Genomic DNA, 16,704 nt, shown 5'->3' with positions numbered 1-16,704 from the left:
CAGGTATGAAGAAAAAAGTTCACTTTTTTCAATCTGTTAATTTTAAGATTGCTTTATCATTTATTCTGCTGTTACTGATTGCGATTCAAATCATTGGTGGCTATTTCATTCGTGAATTGGAAGCCACTACAATTTCCGATTTTAAGAAAAATATGGATTCTCAGGTTGTCCAATTGTCAAATACGTTAAGTACGCAGATGAGCAACAAAGATCTCGAACGTAGTGACGTTGATGCAAATTTAAAAAAAGCGTTATCTGATTTTTCAAATGCAGACATTTCTGAAGCGAGAATTGTCGATGATAAAGGGATTATTCGGGCAACCAATGATTTAAATCAACAAAATATTATTGGGAAAAAGAATGATTATCGTGATTTAAATGACTTTACGAGTAAAAAATATCAAGCTTTAGATAATGATAAACGCGTGTATGTGAATGTCCAGCCGATTCAATCGCCTACTGGAGAAACAGTGATTGGTGTCCTTTATGTGAAAAGTAATTTAGAAAATAAATACCAAGAAATTACCAACACAGCAAGTATCTTTTTCACTGCTTCTATTATTGCCGCAGCAATCTCGATTATTGTGACCTTACTGATTGCACGATCAATCACGAAGCCGATTGGTGAAATGCGCGAGCAAGCCATTCGAATCGCTCGTGGTGATTACGCTGGAAAAGTAGAAGTCCATGGAAAAGATGAATTAGGCCAATTAGCAGAAACATTTAATCAATTATCAGAACGGATTGAAGAAGCACAAGAAACAATGGAAGCAGAAAGAAATCGTTTAGATAGTGTCTTAACGCATATGACAGATGGTGTCATTGCGACGGATCGCCGCGGAAAGGTGATTACGATTAATGAAATGGCCCTTTCATTATTAAATGTAAAAAATGAAAATGTGATTGGGACCTCGTTATTAGAGTTGTTAGATATTGAAGAAGATTACACATTGCGGAAGCTGTTAGAAGAGCCAGATGAACTGCTGATTGATCGCTCAACGTCTGATCGTGAAGAAGACCAAATGATTATCCGGGTAGACTTTACGATGATTCGTCGGGAATCAGGATTTATTACTGGCTTAGTTTGCGTACTTCATGACGTTACAGAACAGGAAAAAAACGAACGGGAAAGACGGGAATTTGTTTCCAATGTTTCTCATGAGTTGCGAACGCCTTTGACAAGTATGCGTAGTTATATAGAGGCTTTGAGTGAAGGAGCTTGGGAAAACCCTGAGATTGCGCCGAATTTCTTAAAAGTTACGTTAGAAGAAACCGACCGGATGATTCGTATGATTAATGATTTGTTGAATTTATCTCGGATGGACTCTGGGAATACACATCTTCAATTAGAGTATGTGAATTTTAACGAATTGATTAATTTTGTCTTGGATCGCTTTGATATGATGATTGAAAATGAGCAAAAAAATTACAAAATTCGCCGTGAATTTACTAAACGCGATTTATGGGTAGAGTTAGATACAGACAAAGTAATTCAGGTTTTAGACAACATTTTGAACAATGCGATTAAGTATTCGCCAGATGGCGGCGTCATTACCTGCCGACTAGTTGAAACACATAATAATGTCGTCTTTAGTATCTCGGACCAAGGTTTGGGCATCCCTAAAAAAGATCTCGGGAAAGTCTTCGAGCGTTTTTATCGTGTGGATAAAGCCCGTGCGCGAGCACAAGGTGGGACTGGTTTAGGTTTAGCAATTTCTAAAGAAGTAATTCGGGCCCATAACGGGAGTATTTGGGTGGAAAGTACAGAAGGTGAAGGATCGACTTTCTATATTTCACTACCATATGAACCTTATGAAGAGGATTGGTGGGAATGATGAAATTATCAGAATGGATTACAAGAATTGGCTTGATTTTGATGGTCATTTTAAGTATATATTTTTCAGTCAATATCTGGCTGAATTCTGCCAAAAAAATACCAGAAATGAAGTCGGGAAGCCAAGTCACAACAGCTGTCAATGAAAAAGCCATTGGCGATGTCTATTTACCTTTGCAATTGATTCGAATAACTGATGGAAAAGCGATGCAAAGTAATCGTGAAACATTAATTAGTAATGTTCAAAATGATATTAAAATGGCTACGTTTGGTAAATTGACACAAGTTGTGACAAAAAATGCAGAGCAACTTAAGCGCTACAACCAAATGGAACAAGGCATTGAACTTCTTTATCAAGGTCCCTTTTTAATCTCGGACTATGCTTCGATTTATAATCTATCCATTAATTTTACTAACTTTAATGAGTTGACGGACCAGTATTTTACGAAAATTCAATTGGATTTTAACGAAAATAAGATACGTTTTTTAGATTATGACCAAGCCAACGTCTATGAAGCGCCCATGACTGTCAATAAGGCGCGCTTAATGGGAATTATCAATAAAGAGGGATTACAATATCAAGACGTTTCCGAAAATACGCTAACCAAACAAGGGCAATGTTATTTAACCAATGATATGAAGTTGAAAAAGTACAGTTATATCTTAGCTTCGCAACCAGTTACTCGTTTTAGGAATGCTTTTTTCAATGAAACGGAAGATATCCAAACCAATGAAGACAGTCAAGACTTAACCTATACGAGTAAAGAAGAACGATTGTTTGCAGAAGAAAAACTGGGAAAAATTGATTTTAAAGGGACCTTGCCAGAAGAGAATAAACGGGATTCAATCTATAATCAAAGCTTTTCTTATGTAAAACGTTTAGGAACCAATATGGGGAATTTACGTTACTTTGATCGAACGAAAGATAGTGTCAATTATCGGACTTTTGTGGAAGGTTTCCCAGTGTTCAGTAATGATTTAAAAGGCCAAGTGGATATCCGCATCACGAACAACGATGGTGCTGCGCCAAGCGTAACCATTAACACAAGTGTGAATACGATCCAAGTGCCGATCCCTTCAGAAGAAGAAGTGACGCTGGAAAGCACGGAAAAATTGATTAAGCGTTTAGAAACAGCTGGTGCTAAAAAGGAAAAAATCCAATCGGCTGTTATTGGTTATACGTGGCAGACAATTGAAGAAGTCAAACAAGTCGTTGATTTAAGTCCGGAATGGTATGTCCTTTATAACAACAATTGGTACACTGCAACGGACTTGGTAAAACAATTACCAAGCTTGGAGGTGGGCTAATGGATTTTAAACGAATTGAGTGGATTTTCTTCTTAGCATTTTTAGGATTAAATATCTTTTTATTTGGAATTTATCGGGAAGGTCAACAAGAGGAGAGCAACGTCTCTTCTTCCAGCCAAACAGAATCGATTGAAAGTCGGTTGGAAAAAGATAACATCTCGTATAAAGGGACACTTTCTTCAGAACGATTGGAAGGCTATTATTTAAGTGGCGAACAAACCAATTTTTCTGCTGCTTTAAAAATCCAACGTGAAAAGAATAAAAATTTTTTGAGAAATGGGCTGCAAATTGCGGATAATACTTTAACGAGTGTACCTAGTAAAAACTATTTTATTGATCCTAAGAAAATTGATAAAGATTTAAGTACCTTTTTAAATGAAAAAAATGCTTTATTATTCGGAGACGAATATCAATACTTACCAGAATTTTCTCATTTAAAAGAGCCGACGGCAGAAATTGTGGCTGCACAATCGTATAAAGGAATTCCTTTTAGAGACGACACGGCAAAATTAAGTATTTTAGCAGATACGTCAGGTGAATTATGGAAAATTAGTAAATATTCGCAAACGCACATTGAAAATATTGAAGAGTTACGGGACAAAACGGATTTATATTCCAATCGTGATGCGATAGACACGCTCTATATGAATAACCGGATTCCTAGTAATTCCAAAATAACATTCATTAAATTGGCCTATTCAAGAATTTATAAAATTCGTGAGAAAAATGTATACGTTCCAGTCTGGTTTGTAGGAATTTCTACTGGTGAAGATTCAGTTGAAATTGAACAGGTGAATGCCGTAAGTAATACCATCATCACAAATAATACTGTGCCAAAGGTGGAAAAACATTAAGGTCCGTTGTATAATGAAACACGTTAATGTTGTAATGTAGAAGGGAAGAGTTTTAAATGGATTCAGAGTTTGCTTTTAATATCAGTGTTCTTGCCAGTGGCAGTACAGGCAATTCCCTTTTTATTGAAACCAACCAAAAGAAAGTATTAGTAGATGCGGGTTTAAGTGGCAAAAAAATCACTTCACTGTTAGCAGAAGTCAATCGCAAACCAGAAGATTTAGATGCGATTTTAGTTACACATGAACATCGGGATCACATTCATGGCGTTGGCGTGTTAGCGCGAAAATATAAGTTAGATGTCTATGCCAATGAAAAAACGTGGCAAGCGATGGATCCCATGATTGGCAAAGTCGATGTCGCTCAAAAACATATTTTTGAAATGGGCAAAGTTTTGACCTTGGGAGATATGGACATTGAAAGTTTTGGTGTCTCACATGATGCGATTGCGCCTCAATTTTATCGTTTTCATCGCAATAATCGTTCCTTTGTTGTTCTAACGGATACAGGTTATTGTAGCGATCATATTCGTGGTACGATTGAAAATGCAGATGCTTATTTAGTCGAAAGCAATCATGAAATTGAAATTTTGCGAGCAGGACCTTATCCATGGAGTCTTAAACAACGGATTTTAGGAGATAAAGGCCATTTATCCAATGATGATGGTGCTCTTGTGATGGCGGATGTGTTAGGTGATAAAACAAAACGCATTTATTTAGGTCATCTTAGCAAAGAAAATAATACGAAACTTCATGCGCGAATGGCCATGGAGTCTACTTTGAAGCAAAAGGATTTAGGCGTCGGTGAAGCATTTAAGGTATATGATACAGACCCCGATTCAGCCTCAGAGTTATTTCAAATTTAGAATAATGGTGGTTTATCAGTTTTTGAGCGTGGAGCAAAAATCCAAAGTGATTTTTGTCCCATGCTCATTTTTTTTCTTTTATCCAGCTGGTTTGACAGAGACATCGGTGATAATACTTTTAAACTCTTAGTTAATTTTTTGACAAATACTTGTGTTTGTCTGGTGTTAGGAGTATAGTTAACTAGATTTTTACTAGTGGGAGGTCTATAATGTTTCAATTTTTACCAAACTCTGTTTTACAGATGAGCACTATTTTTCTTTCGATTATTATCGAAGCATTGCCTTTTGTCATGTTAGGTTGCTTGATTTCAGGCGCTTTACATGTTTTTTTAACACCAGAACGAGTAAAAAAAGTGTTACCTAAAAATAAATTTTTATCAATTTGTGTAGGGAGTTTCCTAGGGTTTTTCTTCCCTTCTTGTGAATGCGGGATCGTCCCAATTGTGCATCAATTTGTTAAAAAAGATGTACCAACACATACCGCTTTTGCTTTTATGTTAACGGCACCAATCATTAATCCAATTGTGCTATTTTCAACATACGTAGCCTTTAGTGGCGCAACAAAATTTGTGATTTGGCGAGTTTTAGGTAGTATGATTGTCGCGTGGGTTATCGGCATTTGGTTAGCTTATTTTCGAAAAGAATCAATTTTAACAGAAAAAGAGTTGGCGCAGATTAAAGAAGAGCAGGTTGCTCATACGCATGAACACGTTGATGAAGCTCGTTCATTTTGGAAAAACGGCTGGTCAGCGTTAACCCATAGTATTGATGAATTTTTTGATACGGGTCGTTATTTAATTTTTGGTTCTTTGTTAGCAGCAATCATGCAAACCTATATCCCGACTGGTGCGCTTATGCAATTAGGCCATTCAAAGATTTTAGCGATTCTAGTCATGCTAGTCATCGCTGCCACTCTATCACTTTGTTCAGAAGCAGATGCATTTATTGGTTCTTCTCTTTTGAGTTTATTTGGCACAGGACCAATTGTCGCCTTCTTAGTTTTTGGTCCAATGGTAGATATTAAAAATTTATTGATGATGAAACGTTATTTTAAAATGTCATTCATTGTACAATTTGTTTTGATAGTGGCGCTTGTCGTAACTATTTATGCGGCAGTAGTTTAGAAAGGAGGCCTACAATCGATGATACGATTTATTATTTTAATTGGATATATGGGGTTGATGATGTATCTTCAAATTTCAGGTGAACTGAACCAATATATCAATATTCATTATAATTACTTAGCTGTTTTATCAATGGTTTTAGCTTTTATTATGGCGATTGTCCAATTGATTTTGTGGAACCAAGCAGATCCATCAATGCAAAAAAAACATGAAGACATGCACCAACATGGGGGACATGAACATCATGGCCATCAGCATAATTTGGAAAAACCCAGCCAAAGAGGGCTTGCCTATTTACTACTTTCTTTACCATTGATTGTTGGCTTATTATTTCCGACAGTTAGTTTAGACACAACAATTGTTGAAGCAAAAGGATTTAACTTTCCAGTAAGTAAAGAATCAGTAGGGGATCCTGATATGCAAACGCAATATTTGAAACCTGATACAAGTATGTATTTCAATAAGACGGATTATGACAAGCAGATGGCAAAAGCCATGAAACAATATGATGGCCAATCTGTGATTTCAATTACGGATGAAAACTATTTGGAAATTATGGAACTAATCTATAATTATCCAAGTCAATTTGCAGGGAAAAGGATTTCTTATAAAGGCTTTGTCTATAATTCAAAACGAGAAGAAAGTGTTGACCAATTTGTCTTCCGTTTTGGGATTATTCATTGTGTCGCTGATTCTGGCGTTTTTGGCTTGTTGGTTCATTTTCCTGAACATACCCAATTTCAAAACAATGATTGGGTAACGATTACCGGCACGGTTGAGTTGTCCTATTATCCACCGTTTAAACGACAAATACCAACTGTGCAAGTGGAGAAAGTCAAAGCAGATCAAGCACCAAAAAATCAATATGTCTATCGTTCCTTTTAAAAAAAGTTGGTTGCTTCCTTATCAAATGGAAGCAACCAACTTTTTTGCTGTCTATTTTTTAATTTTGTTGCGTTTACGACGAATAAAACCCAAAGATTCTCTTTTTTCCCGAAAGCTGCGGATATTCTGATTGAAAACCTCAGAAGCGACTAAGCCTAACGCAATTGCCCCAGCAATCATTACAGCTTGCACGGTAAAATAGGCGCCTTTTTCATAATTGCCAATTACGATATTCCGAACAGCTTGATAAGCTAAGCCACCAGGTACCAATGGAACAATACCAGGAATATTAAAAATCGTGACAGGCATTTTCAATATTTTTGAGAATAGGTAGCTTACTGCCGCAACACCGACAGCACCGATGAGGGAACCTAATGCCGCATTTCCACTAAAAGCTTCAACGATTACCCAATAAAGCATCCAGCTTACACTACCAGTTAGACCACAAGCCACCAGTGATCGTCGAGGAACATTAATAATAATTGCAAACGCCGCAGAAGCTAAAAAACTAAAGATAAATTGTACCAAAACGATTCCTAGCAAGTAAGTCACTCCTTTTAATAGAAAAGTTGAAAGACAAAAGCAATGCCAAAACCAATCATTCCTGAAGTCATTAATGCTTCAGTCCCACGAGAAACACCCGATAAGTAGTGTCCAGCTAGCAAATCGCGAAGAGCATTGGTAATTTGCACACCAGGCACTAAAGGCATGACACAACCAATGATGATTAAATCTTGTGATTGTCCGAGTCCCAATTTGACTGAAAGAATAGCAGCTGCACCAATGAACAGCGAAGCTAAAAATTCAGATAAAAATTTAATCTTGAGAAACTTTAAACTAAAATAATAAAGACTATAGCCGCAACCACCAATCAGAAAAGTCAAGAATAAATCGGACCAGACACCACCAAAAAGAATCATAATTGTAGCGCTGACAACGGCCGCACTAACAATGCGTGCGCTAATTGGAAAATGTCGGTGTTCACTATCTATCACTTTTAGTTTATTCAGTAATTCCTCTAAAGAAAAATCACCAGCCACATAAGCACGAGACAGCTGATTCACACGAGAGATTTTTTCTAAATCAATGCCACGTTTCATTACTTGAACCATACGAATCGTGGAGGTTCCATCTATGCCAACAAATAACCCGGTTTGTGTCACATAGCTAACCATTCGATAGTTGCCAGAAGCAAGCGCAATTCGGCTCATTGTATCTTCAACACGGTACATTTCTGCATCGCTTTCTATCATAATTTTACCAGCTAACAAACAGGTTTCTAAAAGTAAATCCAAATGAGCAGGAGTCATTGAGCAAGCCTCACTTTATGTATTTTCTTCTAGTGTACTACAAACGAACCAAAAAGAGGAAATAAATAACAGCTGCAATCGAAAATTTACATCGTAAACAGATTGTTAGCGAATTGTAACATTAAAAGGCTGATATTATTTAATCATAGATATTTAAAAGTTTTCAAAAGAGAAACGTCGATTTTTTCGCAAAATGAATTGGAGGGAAAGGTGATATTCTGGCGATTTAGCAGAGCTTTATTCTTGTTTTATAAAGTTGTGTATTTGTTTTTATAATTTTAAAATTATCGATGGCTGTCATTTTTTTACGAAGCCTTTATTAATAAAAGACTAAGAAATAACAAAAAAGAGAGAAGGAGAAGAAATTTTGTTTGTAGTTTCGGTTCTTTTCTAGTAAAATGAAATTGTATAAAAGTAGAAGTGAGGTGTAGTAAAATGGGTTTTACAGACGAAACAGTACGCTTTGATTTTGATGATAATCGAAAAAAAGCAATCAGTGAAACGTTAGAAACCGTATATCGGGCATTAGAAGAAAAGGGATACAATCCTATTAACCAAATAGTAGGGTATTTACTTTCTGGGGACCCGGCTTACATTCCTCGTTATCAAGATGCTCGAAACTTAATTCGTCGTCATGAACGTGATGAAATCATGGAAGAATTAACCAAATATTACTTAGCGAACCACGGAATCGATATCAAATGAGGATCATGGGGCTAGATGTAGGTTCACGGACAGTCGGTGTGGCTGTTAGTGATTTATTAGGTTGGACAGCGCAAGGCATCGAAATTATTCGCATCAATGAAGAGGAAGAGAACTTCGGCTTTGAGCGATTAGGTGAATTGGTGAAAGAATACGAAGTCACGAAATTTGTCGTAGGTTTACCGAAAAACATGAATAATTCCATCGGTCCTAGAGCTGAAGCATCCATGGCATATGGTGATAAGATTCAAGAATTATTTCAATTACCTGTTGACTATCAAGATGAACGATTAACAACTGTCCAAGCAGAGCGTTTCTTGGTGGAGCAAGCAGATGCTTCCAGAGCCAAAAGAAAAAAAGTCATTGATAAACTAGCGGCAGTAATGATTCTACAAAATTATTTAGATGCACATAGCCGATAATTATCGAGCTTTGAATACATCAAGGGAGAGAAGAAGAATGACAGAACACAACCACGATCATGATCACGAAGGACATGAACACATTACTTTAGTAGACGAACAAGGAAATGAAACATTATACGAGATCTTACTAACTGTTGACGGTCAAGAAGAATTCGGTAAAAATTATGTTTTATTATATCCAGCAGGAATTCCTGAGGATGAAGATGTTGAATTGCAAGCTTACTCATATGTGGAAAATGCAGAAGGTACAGAAGGCGATTTACAGCAAATCGAAACAGACGCTGAATGGGATATGATTGAAGAAGTTTTCAATACATTCATGGCTGAAGAAGAAGAGTAAAACTGTAACGAGAGAAGCGCTACTTCTCCTATTGAGAAGTAGCTTTCTTAATAATAATTGTTATAATGTGCATGTTGTTTCTATCATAAGATACTATCGCTATCATTGAGTGTGATGGATAAAGAAGGACAGCATTGTCTAGTTTTACAAGATGTTGTAAAAACGTAACATCCTTGTAATGACGTTAATTTGGTAACTATCTAGCATAATTTATAATTTGTGTTATACTAAGTGTGAGGTTTCAGAAATACTGTTAATTTTATAATATTAAATAAAAAAATGGCTCCACCTACTGGCATAGGTAGAGCCGTCAGAAATTCAGTTAAACAAACACGTAATTATTGGTGTGGTGCATTGCCACGAACTGAAATTCCAGTTAATAAAGCAAGTAAATCAAACATATATTTCACCTCCTTTATTATGATAGCTTCATTATAACATTATCTGTAAAATGATGGTATGTTTAATACAAAAAAAATAGAAAGATTGGAGTTTTGACTGTGAGAGTAGCGGGAGAAAAAATCAAAACAGCGCGTAAAAAGAAAAAATTATCGCAAGCTGAATTGGCAAAAGGAATTTGTACACAAGCAACAATTAGTAACATTGAAAACAAAAATGTGTGTGACAGTTTAGACATTTTCTCATCTGTATGTCTACGTTTAGACTTACAAGTGGAAGAATGTATCGAAGGTTCTAGTGAGAAAAAACTCGAAAGCTTATTAAATAAAGTAGAAGAATTATGCTTTTACTTTAAGCACGATGAAGCCTATGATTTGTTGAAAGACTATCCAGATGATATCGAAAGTTCAAACAGAATTTTAGAAACAAAATTTTTCTATTATAAAGGAATTACGAGTTTATTAGGTAAGAAAAATAATAGCGAAGCATTGTTCTATTTACATCGTGGTTCTGAAATTAGTCGTGATATTAATATTTATAATATTTTGAGCATGAATGCGATTGGTATTTTATATGAATTAGAAGATGATATTGAAAAAGCAAAAGTTTATTACGATAAATCTTTACAATTGCTAAGCGAATTCAAATTAGATTATCCATTAGAACAATGCCGTATTTATTATAATACCGCAAAATTCTATTCATTAATTAAAGACTATGCAAAGAGTATTGAATTAAGTGATAAAGGAATCGAAATTAATCGGACACACAGTTCTATTTACTCTTTAGATTGCTTATTATACGAAAAAGCGTTTAATAAACAAATGCTAGGACTAGATGCTGTTGAAGATTATCGTATTGCGTACTACTTTACACGTTTCTTTGAAAATAAAAAATTACTTGCTTATATTGAAAAAGATATGCAAGAGTTTAACATCAGTTTTAAATAATGAATTATCGTTTCAGATTTTAAAAAGAACAACCTAACTCAAGAGGAGTTAGGTTGTTCTTTTTTTCTCTTTATGACTTTAGTCAGTTGAAATCTCTAAAGAGATTCCGACAAAAAAACCACGCGTACTGCGCGTGGAGGCCAGAGCTTTAGCGATAAAAACTCCTTTCGATATAATAGATAAAGGCTACCAACCGTTATCAAATCGAAAGGAGTTTTTGAATGTCGAACGACGATAAAAGTTTAGCACATACTCGTTGGAATTGTAAGTATCATCTTGTGTTTACACCAAAATATAGAAGAAAAGTAATCTATGGTAAATTGAGGCGAGATATAGGGAAAATACTAAGGAAATTGTGTGAGATGAAAGAAGTCGAGATCATTGAAGCACATGCAATGCCCGACCATATCCATATGTTGGTAAGAATTCCGCCGAAGTTGAGTGTATCAGGTTTTATGGGTTTCTTAAAAGGAAGAAGTGCAGTAATCATTCATGAACGTCATGCGAATTTAAAATACAATTATGGAAATCGATCCTTTTGGTCAAAAGGCTATTATGTGAGCACTGTAGGATTGAACCAAAAAACGATAGCTAAGTATATACGAGAACAAGAAGCAGAAGATCGAGTAAGGGATAGTATAAACAAAAGAGAGTATAAAGATCCATTTAGGAAGTAACAACTAGATAAGAATAGAATGGTAGCGGTTGGCGGTCTCTAAAAAAAGCTCCCTTAAAGGGAGCAGCAGGTAGCGAGCCCTTCTAGGGCTATTAAAAAGCCACCCGCTATGCGGGTGGATATTTACTTTTAATTTGTTTCTTTGACAGCGTTACGGACGCTTTCGGCGACGACTTTTGCGACTCCTTCTTGGAATGGATCGGGAATAATATTGGTCGGCGTGAGTTCATTATCGGGAATCAATTTTGCAATACCTTTGGCAGCGGCAATTTGCATTTCAATCGTAATCTTTTTCGCCCGAGCATCTAAGGCACCACGGAAGATACCAGGGAAGGCTAACACATTATTAATTTGATTCGGAAAGTCACTACGACCAGTGCCGACAATATAAGCGCCTGCCGCTAAAGCTTCATCAGGAAAAATTTCAGGAACTGGGTTAGCCATTGCAAAAATAACTGGCTGCTCATTCATCTGTTGAATCCACTCGGGTTTTAAAACACCTGGTGCCGAAACACCAACAAAGACATCAGCGCCTTCAAGAGCAGTAGCTAAATCACCAGTACGATGTTCCCGATTGGTTAGCTTCGCAATTTCTGCATGGTGTGGTGGCAGAGCTGTATCTGTTTCACTCAGAATCCCTGTACGGTCAACAATGATAATATGTTTTACGCCAGCAGCTAAAAATTTTCTTGTGATCGAAAGACCAGCGGAGCCACCGCCGTTGATTACCACATGAATGTCCTCTATTTTCTTGTTGATTAATTTTAAGCTGTTGTACAAAGCTGCTAAAACAACAATCGCTGTCCCGTGTTGATCATCATGGAAAACGGGAATATCTAGTTCATCGATTAAACGCTGTTCAATTTCAAAACAACGAGGAGCGCTGATATCTTCCAAGTTAATCCCCCCAAAGGTTGGAGCCAAAAACTTCACTGTTTGGATGATTTCTTCAGTATCTTGTGTATCTAAAACAAGGGGAATCGAATCCACACCAGCAAAGCGTTTAAACAATGCAGCTTTTCCTTCCATGACAGGCATCGCTGCTTCAGGACCAATGTTACCTAAACCTAAAACTGCTGAACCATCACTGATAACGGCGACGGTGTTTTTCTTTGTTGTTAATTCGTAGGCGCGTTCTTTTTTTTCATGTATGGCAGAAGAAACAGCTGCAACACCTGGTGTGTAGGCAATTCCTAAATCTGCTTTTGTTTCAATCGGAACTTTAGGACAGACTTCTAATTTTCCCCCAAATTTTTTTGCTTGCTCAATCGCTAATTCTTTTACATCTTTTGTTGACATATCATTTTCCTCCTAAATAATTCACTTATGGTTAAAAAAGCATTCTAAAAATAGCAGTCATTGTTATTACTGTAATGGCACCGCCTAAACGTGTCGCAACTTGTGCAAACGGCATTAAGTTCATTCGATTGGCTGTACTTAAAATAGCCACATCGCCAGTCCCACCCATACCACTCTGGCAAGCGGAGACAATGGCAGCCTCAACGGGATTCATATTCATGAAGCGTGAAACGAAAAATCCTGTAGCAATAACAGTGAAAACGACACTAATTACCACAACGAAATATTGCCAGCTAAGCATTCCTACGACATCTTTTAAAGGAATATATAACATACCTAAGCCGACCATTAACGGGAACGTAAAATTGCCAGAGATAAATTTATAAAGCTGTTTTGATCCGCGTTGGGTTTCTTTCGGTACTACGTTTAAGTATTTTAAAAAGGCTGCGACAACAATCATCAAAACAGGACCAGGAAAGCCTGTTAAGTGTTGTAATAAACCGCCTGTAATAAATAAGGTACACGCAATTAAAACACCAGCACCCATTAATTTTACATCAATTGGTGCTTTGTCTTCTTCTAAAGCATCACTTAAATCATCTGAATTAGTAATTTTGATCAACTGACCTTGTCCAGAAAGTTCAGGGCGTTTTTCTCCTAAACGACTAAGTAAACCAGAACACATAATAGCAAAAAAATTACCAATAATGGTTGCGGGAATTAATTGCCCCACTAATTGTTCACTTGGCAATCCAGTAATGGCACTATAACCAAGGGATAAAGGAAGAATGCCTTCACCAATTCCACCAGCTAAAACAGGAGTGACAATATAGAAAAGGCTATGTTTCCAACCGAGACCTAACAGCGTTCCAACTAGGGTCCCAACACCCATTGCTAAAATCATTCCTAATGCCATCGGGACAATCATGCGCATTAAACCTTGGACTAAAATTTTGCGGTTCATTCCAAGGATACTTCCACAGACCAAACATGCAATATAGAAATAGAGAAAGTTTGCTTGTTTCATTAAAATATCTGTTGAGTCTAAGACATTTTGGTTGAGTAAATTGAAAAAGACCATAATTGATGGTACTAATAAAGATAAAATTGCGGGACCGCCAAAATGTTTCAAAATAGGAATATTTCCACCAATTGTTCCAAGTAACCAACCCATTGTTAAAATTACGGCAAAACCACCTAACATATTGACTGGTAGTTGTTCTAATAGAGCCGTAACAAGAATAATGCTAGCTGTTACAAGATAAACAGGTAACGTAACCGAACCAATCCTCGTTTTGGTTAATTTGTTGCGCCAATCTGTTTCATTAGCAGCTGTTGCGTGCAATTTCTTTTCCATGCTATTTCCTCCTATAACTTTAATCTATATTCATCATAATGTAAACGTTTTCTGTAGAGTAGATTATTTAATTAATTTAACTAAAGAAAAGTTTTTTAACCAAATCTTCCTATGCTATACTTTATTTGAAGAGAAAAGAGGGATGGAATGAAGCGTGGCGGGAAATTATGGTGCTTCTTATCAGTGATTTTTATTGCAACATTAATTATTATGATTACTTTCTTTTACGGAGTAACGACGGTCCAAACAATTAAAGAAGTTCGTAAAAACCAAGAGCAAGCACTTTTAGCCGTCGGGGAACAGTTGGCTATTGAACCGAATGTTATTGAAGCCTTAAAGAATGATCACTATTCAGATGAATTGGAAGCGTATACGGTTCGTTTAGGTGAAATCCATCAGTTGGATTTTATCGTGATTATGAATATGCAGGGGATTCGTTTAACACATCCTGATCGCCAAAAAATAGGTAAGCATTTTGAAGGTGGCGATGAAGTGCGAGCATTAAAAGGGGAGGAACATTTGTCTGTTAGTCAAGGGAGTTTAGGAGAATCATTACGAGGTTTTGTCCCAGTCTATGATCAAGGAAAACAAATTGGGGTTGTGGCAATGGGCATTAAAATGACCTCGCTTTCACAATTGATTGAACGAACAAAAAATGATTACACAGTGAGTGTCCTTTTAAGTGTTGGTTTTGGCTTTATATTAGCCATCGTGGTTTCTTATTATTTAAAAAAACAACTTCACGATTTAGAGCCAAGAGAAATTGCTCGTCTATTAGAAGAGCGAAACGCCATGCTTGAGGAAACGAAAGACGCAATCCTTGTGATTGATACCGATCAAAATATTTTATTAGCAAATATTGAGGCGACTAAAATGTATCATAATATAACAAATAGTGAAGAAAATTTACTAGGAAAGAAACTTTCAGCATTGGTTTTATCTCCTGAAAAATTAGTCGTACATTCAAAAACAGAGCAATTCTATCGTCAAAATGGCCAGGATTATTTCGTCTCAATCGCCCCGATTAATGTCCGTAAAAGAACAATTGGGCATGTTATCTTTCTGAAAAATGCGACGGAAACGTTTATTGTCGCAGAACAGCTTGTCAGCACAACGACATATGCTTCGGCATTACAAAGTCAATCACACGAATTTATGAATAAGATGCATGTCATTTATGGCTTAGTCGATTTAGAAGATTATGAGGCGCTAAAACATTATCTAGCCGATTTATTGAAACCAGAAAAGGAATTTGCACAGCGCTTAGCTATTTTGGTTAGGAATCCTATTCTAGCAGGTTTTTTAAGTGGGGAAAGAATCAAGTTTGCAGAAATTAAAACACAATTAGCTATTGAAATTTATCCAGAAATTCCACCAAATAAACGAGATGAAGATACGCAAAATTTGATTGCTATCTACCGTTATATTCATCGTTTCCTGATGGAGCAAACGTTGCCAGAAGAGATCATTGAAACCATTGATTATCAGCCAGGAAGTTTGACGACGACTTATTCGTTTGCTTATCCAAAAGAACAACTGGAACGCTTTGAACAAGAGTTTTTCACTTCTTATTTGGCAAGATTATTAGAGAATGCGGAAGCGACATTGACTTGGGAAAACCAACAAAACAATTGGCTTGTCCTTCGCATAAATGTTCATTACGAAGGAGCAGAGGAAAATGAACCTATTGATTATTGAAGACGATCCTATGGTTGCATATATACATCAAAAATATCTTGAAAAATTAATTCACCAACCGACTATTTTTACGGCGGCAACAATTGCTGAAGGTCTACAACTAACGAAAGAAAAACAACCAGCACTTGTTTTATTAGATGTTCATTTAAAAGATGGCAATGGCTTGACCTATCTGGCAACAATTAGAGATGAAAAAATTGATACAGAAGTTATCCTGATTACGGCTGCCAATGAGTTGGAAAACGTTAAACGAAGCTTACATTTAGGCGTTTTAGACTATTTAGTTAAACCCTTTTCTTTTGAGCGATTTCAACAAAGTATCGAAAACTATCAGAAAAAAGCTGCTCAATTCACGCTGGAAACGAAGGAGCTTTCGCAAACAAAAGTGGACCAATTGTTTCATTCTTCACAGACAAACGCACGTAAAAATGAACAAGCTCTTCAAAACCTGTCCTTAGAAAAAGGACTAACACAAGCAACATTACAATTATTGTTAAAAAAAATAGACGAATTTACCGACTATTTTACGATTCAAGAATTATCAGAAGCGAGTCAGCTTTCACATGTTTCTGTTCGCAAATATGTGTTGTTTCTAGAAAAGAATAACCTTTTAGAAAGTAAAAATAGCTATTTAAAAGTGGGGCGTCCCTATCAATCGTATCGGAGAATTTAGTATTTTT

At 36.4% G+C, this 16,704-nt stretch carries 17 protein-coding genes; 13 read left to right on the top strand and 4 right to left on the bottom strand.

From position 1 onward, the window contains the following. Positions 1–5: 5 nt before the first annotated feature. From walK to IGI97_RS09015, 6 genes are all read left to right on the top strand, one after another. A complete protein-coding gene (gene walK, locus IGI97_RS09040; RefSeq protein WP_002357946.1) occupies positions 6–1,835 on the top strand; it encodes a cell wall metabolism sensor histidine kinase WalK in 1,830 nt (609 codons plus the stop codon). Beyond that, complete coding sequence (locus IGI97_RS09035) at positions 1,832–3,142, top strand: YycH family regulatory protein (RefSeq protein ID WP_002385989.1); 1,311 nt, start codon at positions 1,832–1,834, stop codon at positions 3,140–3,142. The genes walK and IGI97_RS09035 overlap by 4 nt, the downstream gene beginning before the upstream one ends. Beyond that, a complete protein-coding gene (locus tag IGI97_RS09030; RefSeq protein ID WP_002365516.1) occupies positions 3,142–3,996 on the top strand; it encodes a two-component system regulatory protein YycI in 855 nt (284 codons plus the stop codon). The genes IGI97_RS09035 and IGI97_RS09030 overlap by 1 nt, the downstream gene beginning before the upstream one ends. A gap of 56 nt (positions 3,997–4,052) precedes the next feature. Continuing rightward, a complete protein-coding gene (locus IGI97_RS09025) occupies positions 4,053–4,859 on the top strand; it encodes an MBL fold metallo-hydrolase (protein ID WP_002357943.1) in 807 nt (268 codons plus the stop codon). 209 nt (positions 4,860–5,068) lie between these two features. After that, positions 5,069–5,983: a permease gene (locus IGI97_RS09020; RefSeq protein ID WP_002357942.1), complete on the top strand. Its 915-nt coding sequence runs from the start codon at positions 5,069–5,071 to the stop codon at positions 5,981–5,983. Between the two features lie 18 nt (positions 5,984–6,001). Beyond that, positions 6,002–6,868: a TIGR03943 family putative permease subunit gene (locus tag IGI97_RS09015; protein WP_002357940.1), complete on the top strand. Its 867-nt coding sequence runs from the start codon at positions 6,002–6,004 to the stop codon at positions 6,866–6,868. Between the two features lie 51 nt (positions 6,869–6,919). Here IGI97_RS09015 and IGI97_RS09010 read toward each other — a convergent pair whose 3' ends face one another. Together IGI97_RS09010 and IGI97_RS09005 are read right to left on the bottom strand one after the other, a co-directional pair. Further along, on the bottom strand, positions 6,920–7,420 hold the full coding sequence (locus IGI97_RS09010; RefSeq protein ID WP_438738461.1) for a threonine/serine exporter family protein: 501 nt from the start codon (positions 7,418–7,420) through the stop codon (positions 6,920–6,922). Positions 7,421–7,425: 5 nt separating this feature from the next. Then, on the bottom strand, positions 7,426–8,178 hold the full coding sequence (locus IGI97_RS09005; protein ID WP_002357938.1) for a threonine/serine exporter family protein: 753 nt from the start codon (positions 8,176–8,178) through the stop codon (positions 7,426–7,428). Between the two features lie 435 nt (positions 8,179–8,613). Between IGI97_RS09005 and ireB the strand changes: the two genes are divergently transcribed. The 5 genes from ireB (at position 8,614) to tnpA (ending at position 11,671) form a co-directional block, all read left to right on the top strand. After that, positions 8,614–8,883 carry a regulatory phosphoprotein IreB gene (ireB, locus tag IGI97_RS09000; RefSeq protein ID WP_002357937.1) on the top strand — a complete coding sequence of 90 codons (270 nt, stop codon included), beginning with the start codon at positions 8,614–8,616 and terminating at the stop codon, positions 8,881–8,883. Beyond that, positions 8,880–9,302, top strand: coding sequence for a Holliday junction resolvase RuvX (gene ruvX, locus IGI97_RS08995; RefSeq protein WP_002357936.1), 423 nt, complete (start codon positions 8,880–8,882; stop codon positions 9,300–9,302). Before ireB ends, ruvX begins: the two co-directional genes overlap by 4 nt. A gap of 37 nt (positions 9,303–9,339) precedes the next feature. Then, positions 9,340–9,645: a DUF1292 domain-containing protein gene (locus IGI97_RS08990; protein ID WP_002357933.1), complete on the top strand. Its 306-nt coding sequence runs from the start codon at positions 9,340–9,342 to the stop codon at positions 9,643–9,645. Positions 9,646–10,145: 500 nt separating this feature from the next. Beyond that, the gene (locus tag IGI97_RS08985; protein WP_002382173.1) at positions 10,146–10,994 is read left to right on the top strand and encodes a helix-turn-helix domain-containing protein; all 849 of its coding nucleotides are present in this window, start codon (positions 10,146–10,148) and stop codon (positions 10,992–10,994) included. A gap of 221 nt (positions 10,995–11,215) precedes the next feature. Further along, entirely contained in the window at positions 11,216–11,671 is a 456-nt protein-coding gene (gene tnpA / locus IGI97_RS08980; protein WP_010712524.1) for an IS200/IS605 family transposase, read from the top strand. A 128-nt stretch (positions 11,672–11,799) separates the two neighbouring features. On the opposite strand, the gene IGI97_RS08975 is transcribed toward tnpA, so the two are convergent. Next, positions 11,800–12,969 (bottom strand): NAD(P)-dependent malic enzyme, encoded by a 1,170-nt coding sequence (locus IGI97_RS08975; protein WP_002361648.1) that lies wholly within the window; start codon positions 12,967–12,969, stop codon positions 11,800–11,802. 31 nt (positions 12,970–13,000) lie between these two features. Next, positions 13,001–14,326, bottom strand: coding sequence for a 2-hydroxycarboxylate transporter family protein (locus tag IGI97_RS08970; RefSeq protein ID WP_002357930.1), 1,326 nt, complete (start codon positions 14,324–14,326; stop codon positions 13,001–13,003). Positions 14,327–14,473: 147 nt separating this feature from the next. Between IGI97_RS08970 and IGI97_RS08965 the strand changes: the two genes are divergently transcribed. Together IGI97_RS08965 and IGI97_RS08960 are read left to right on the top strand one after the other, a co-directional pair. Beyond that, a complete protein-coding gene (locus tag IGI97_RS08965) occupies positions 14,474–16,024 on the top strand; it encodes a Spo0B domain-containing protein (RefSeq protein WP_104846182.1) in 1,551 nt (516 codons plus the stop codon). Beyond that, positions 16,005–16,697, top strand: coding sequence for a response regulator (locus IGI97_RS08960; RefSeq protein WP_002357928.1), 693 nt, complete (start codon positions 16,005–16,007; stop codon positions 16,695–16,697). The genes IGI97_RS08965 and IGI97_RS08960 overlap by 20 nt, the downstream gene beginning before the upstream one ends. Positions 16,698–16,704 lie beyond the last annotated feature (7 nt).

Origin of the sequence: Enterococcus sp. DIV2419 (assembly GCF_051711865.1) — a bacterium.
Lineage (GTDB): Bacteria > Bacillota > Bacilli > Lactobacillales > Enterococcaceae > Enterococcus > Enterococcus faecalis.
The sequence above is the reverse complement of the archived record's forward strand: the minus strand, read 5'-3'. Positions and strand labels throughout refer to the sequence as shown.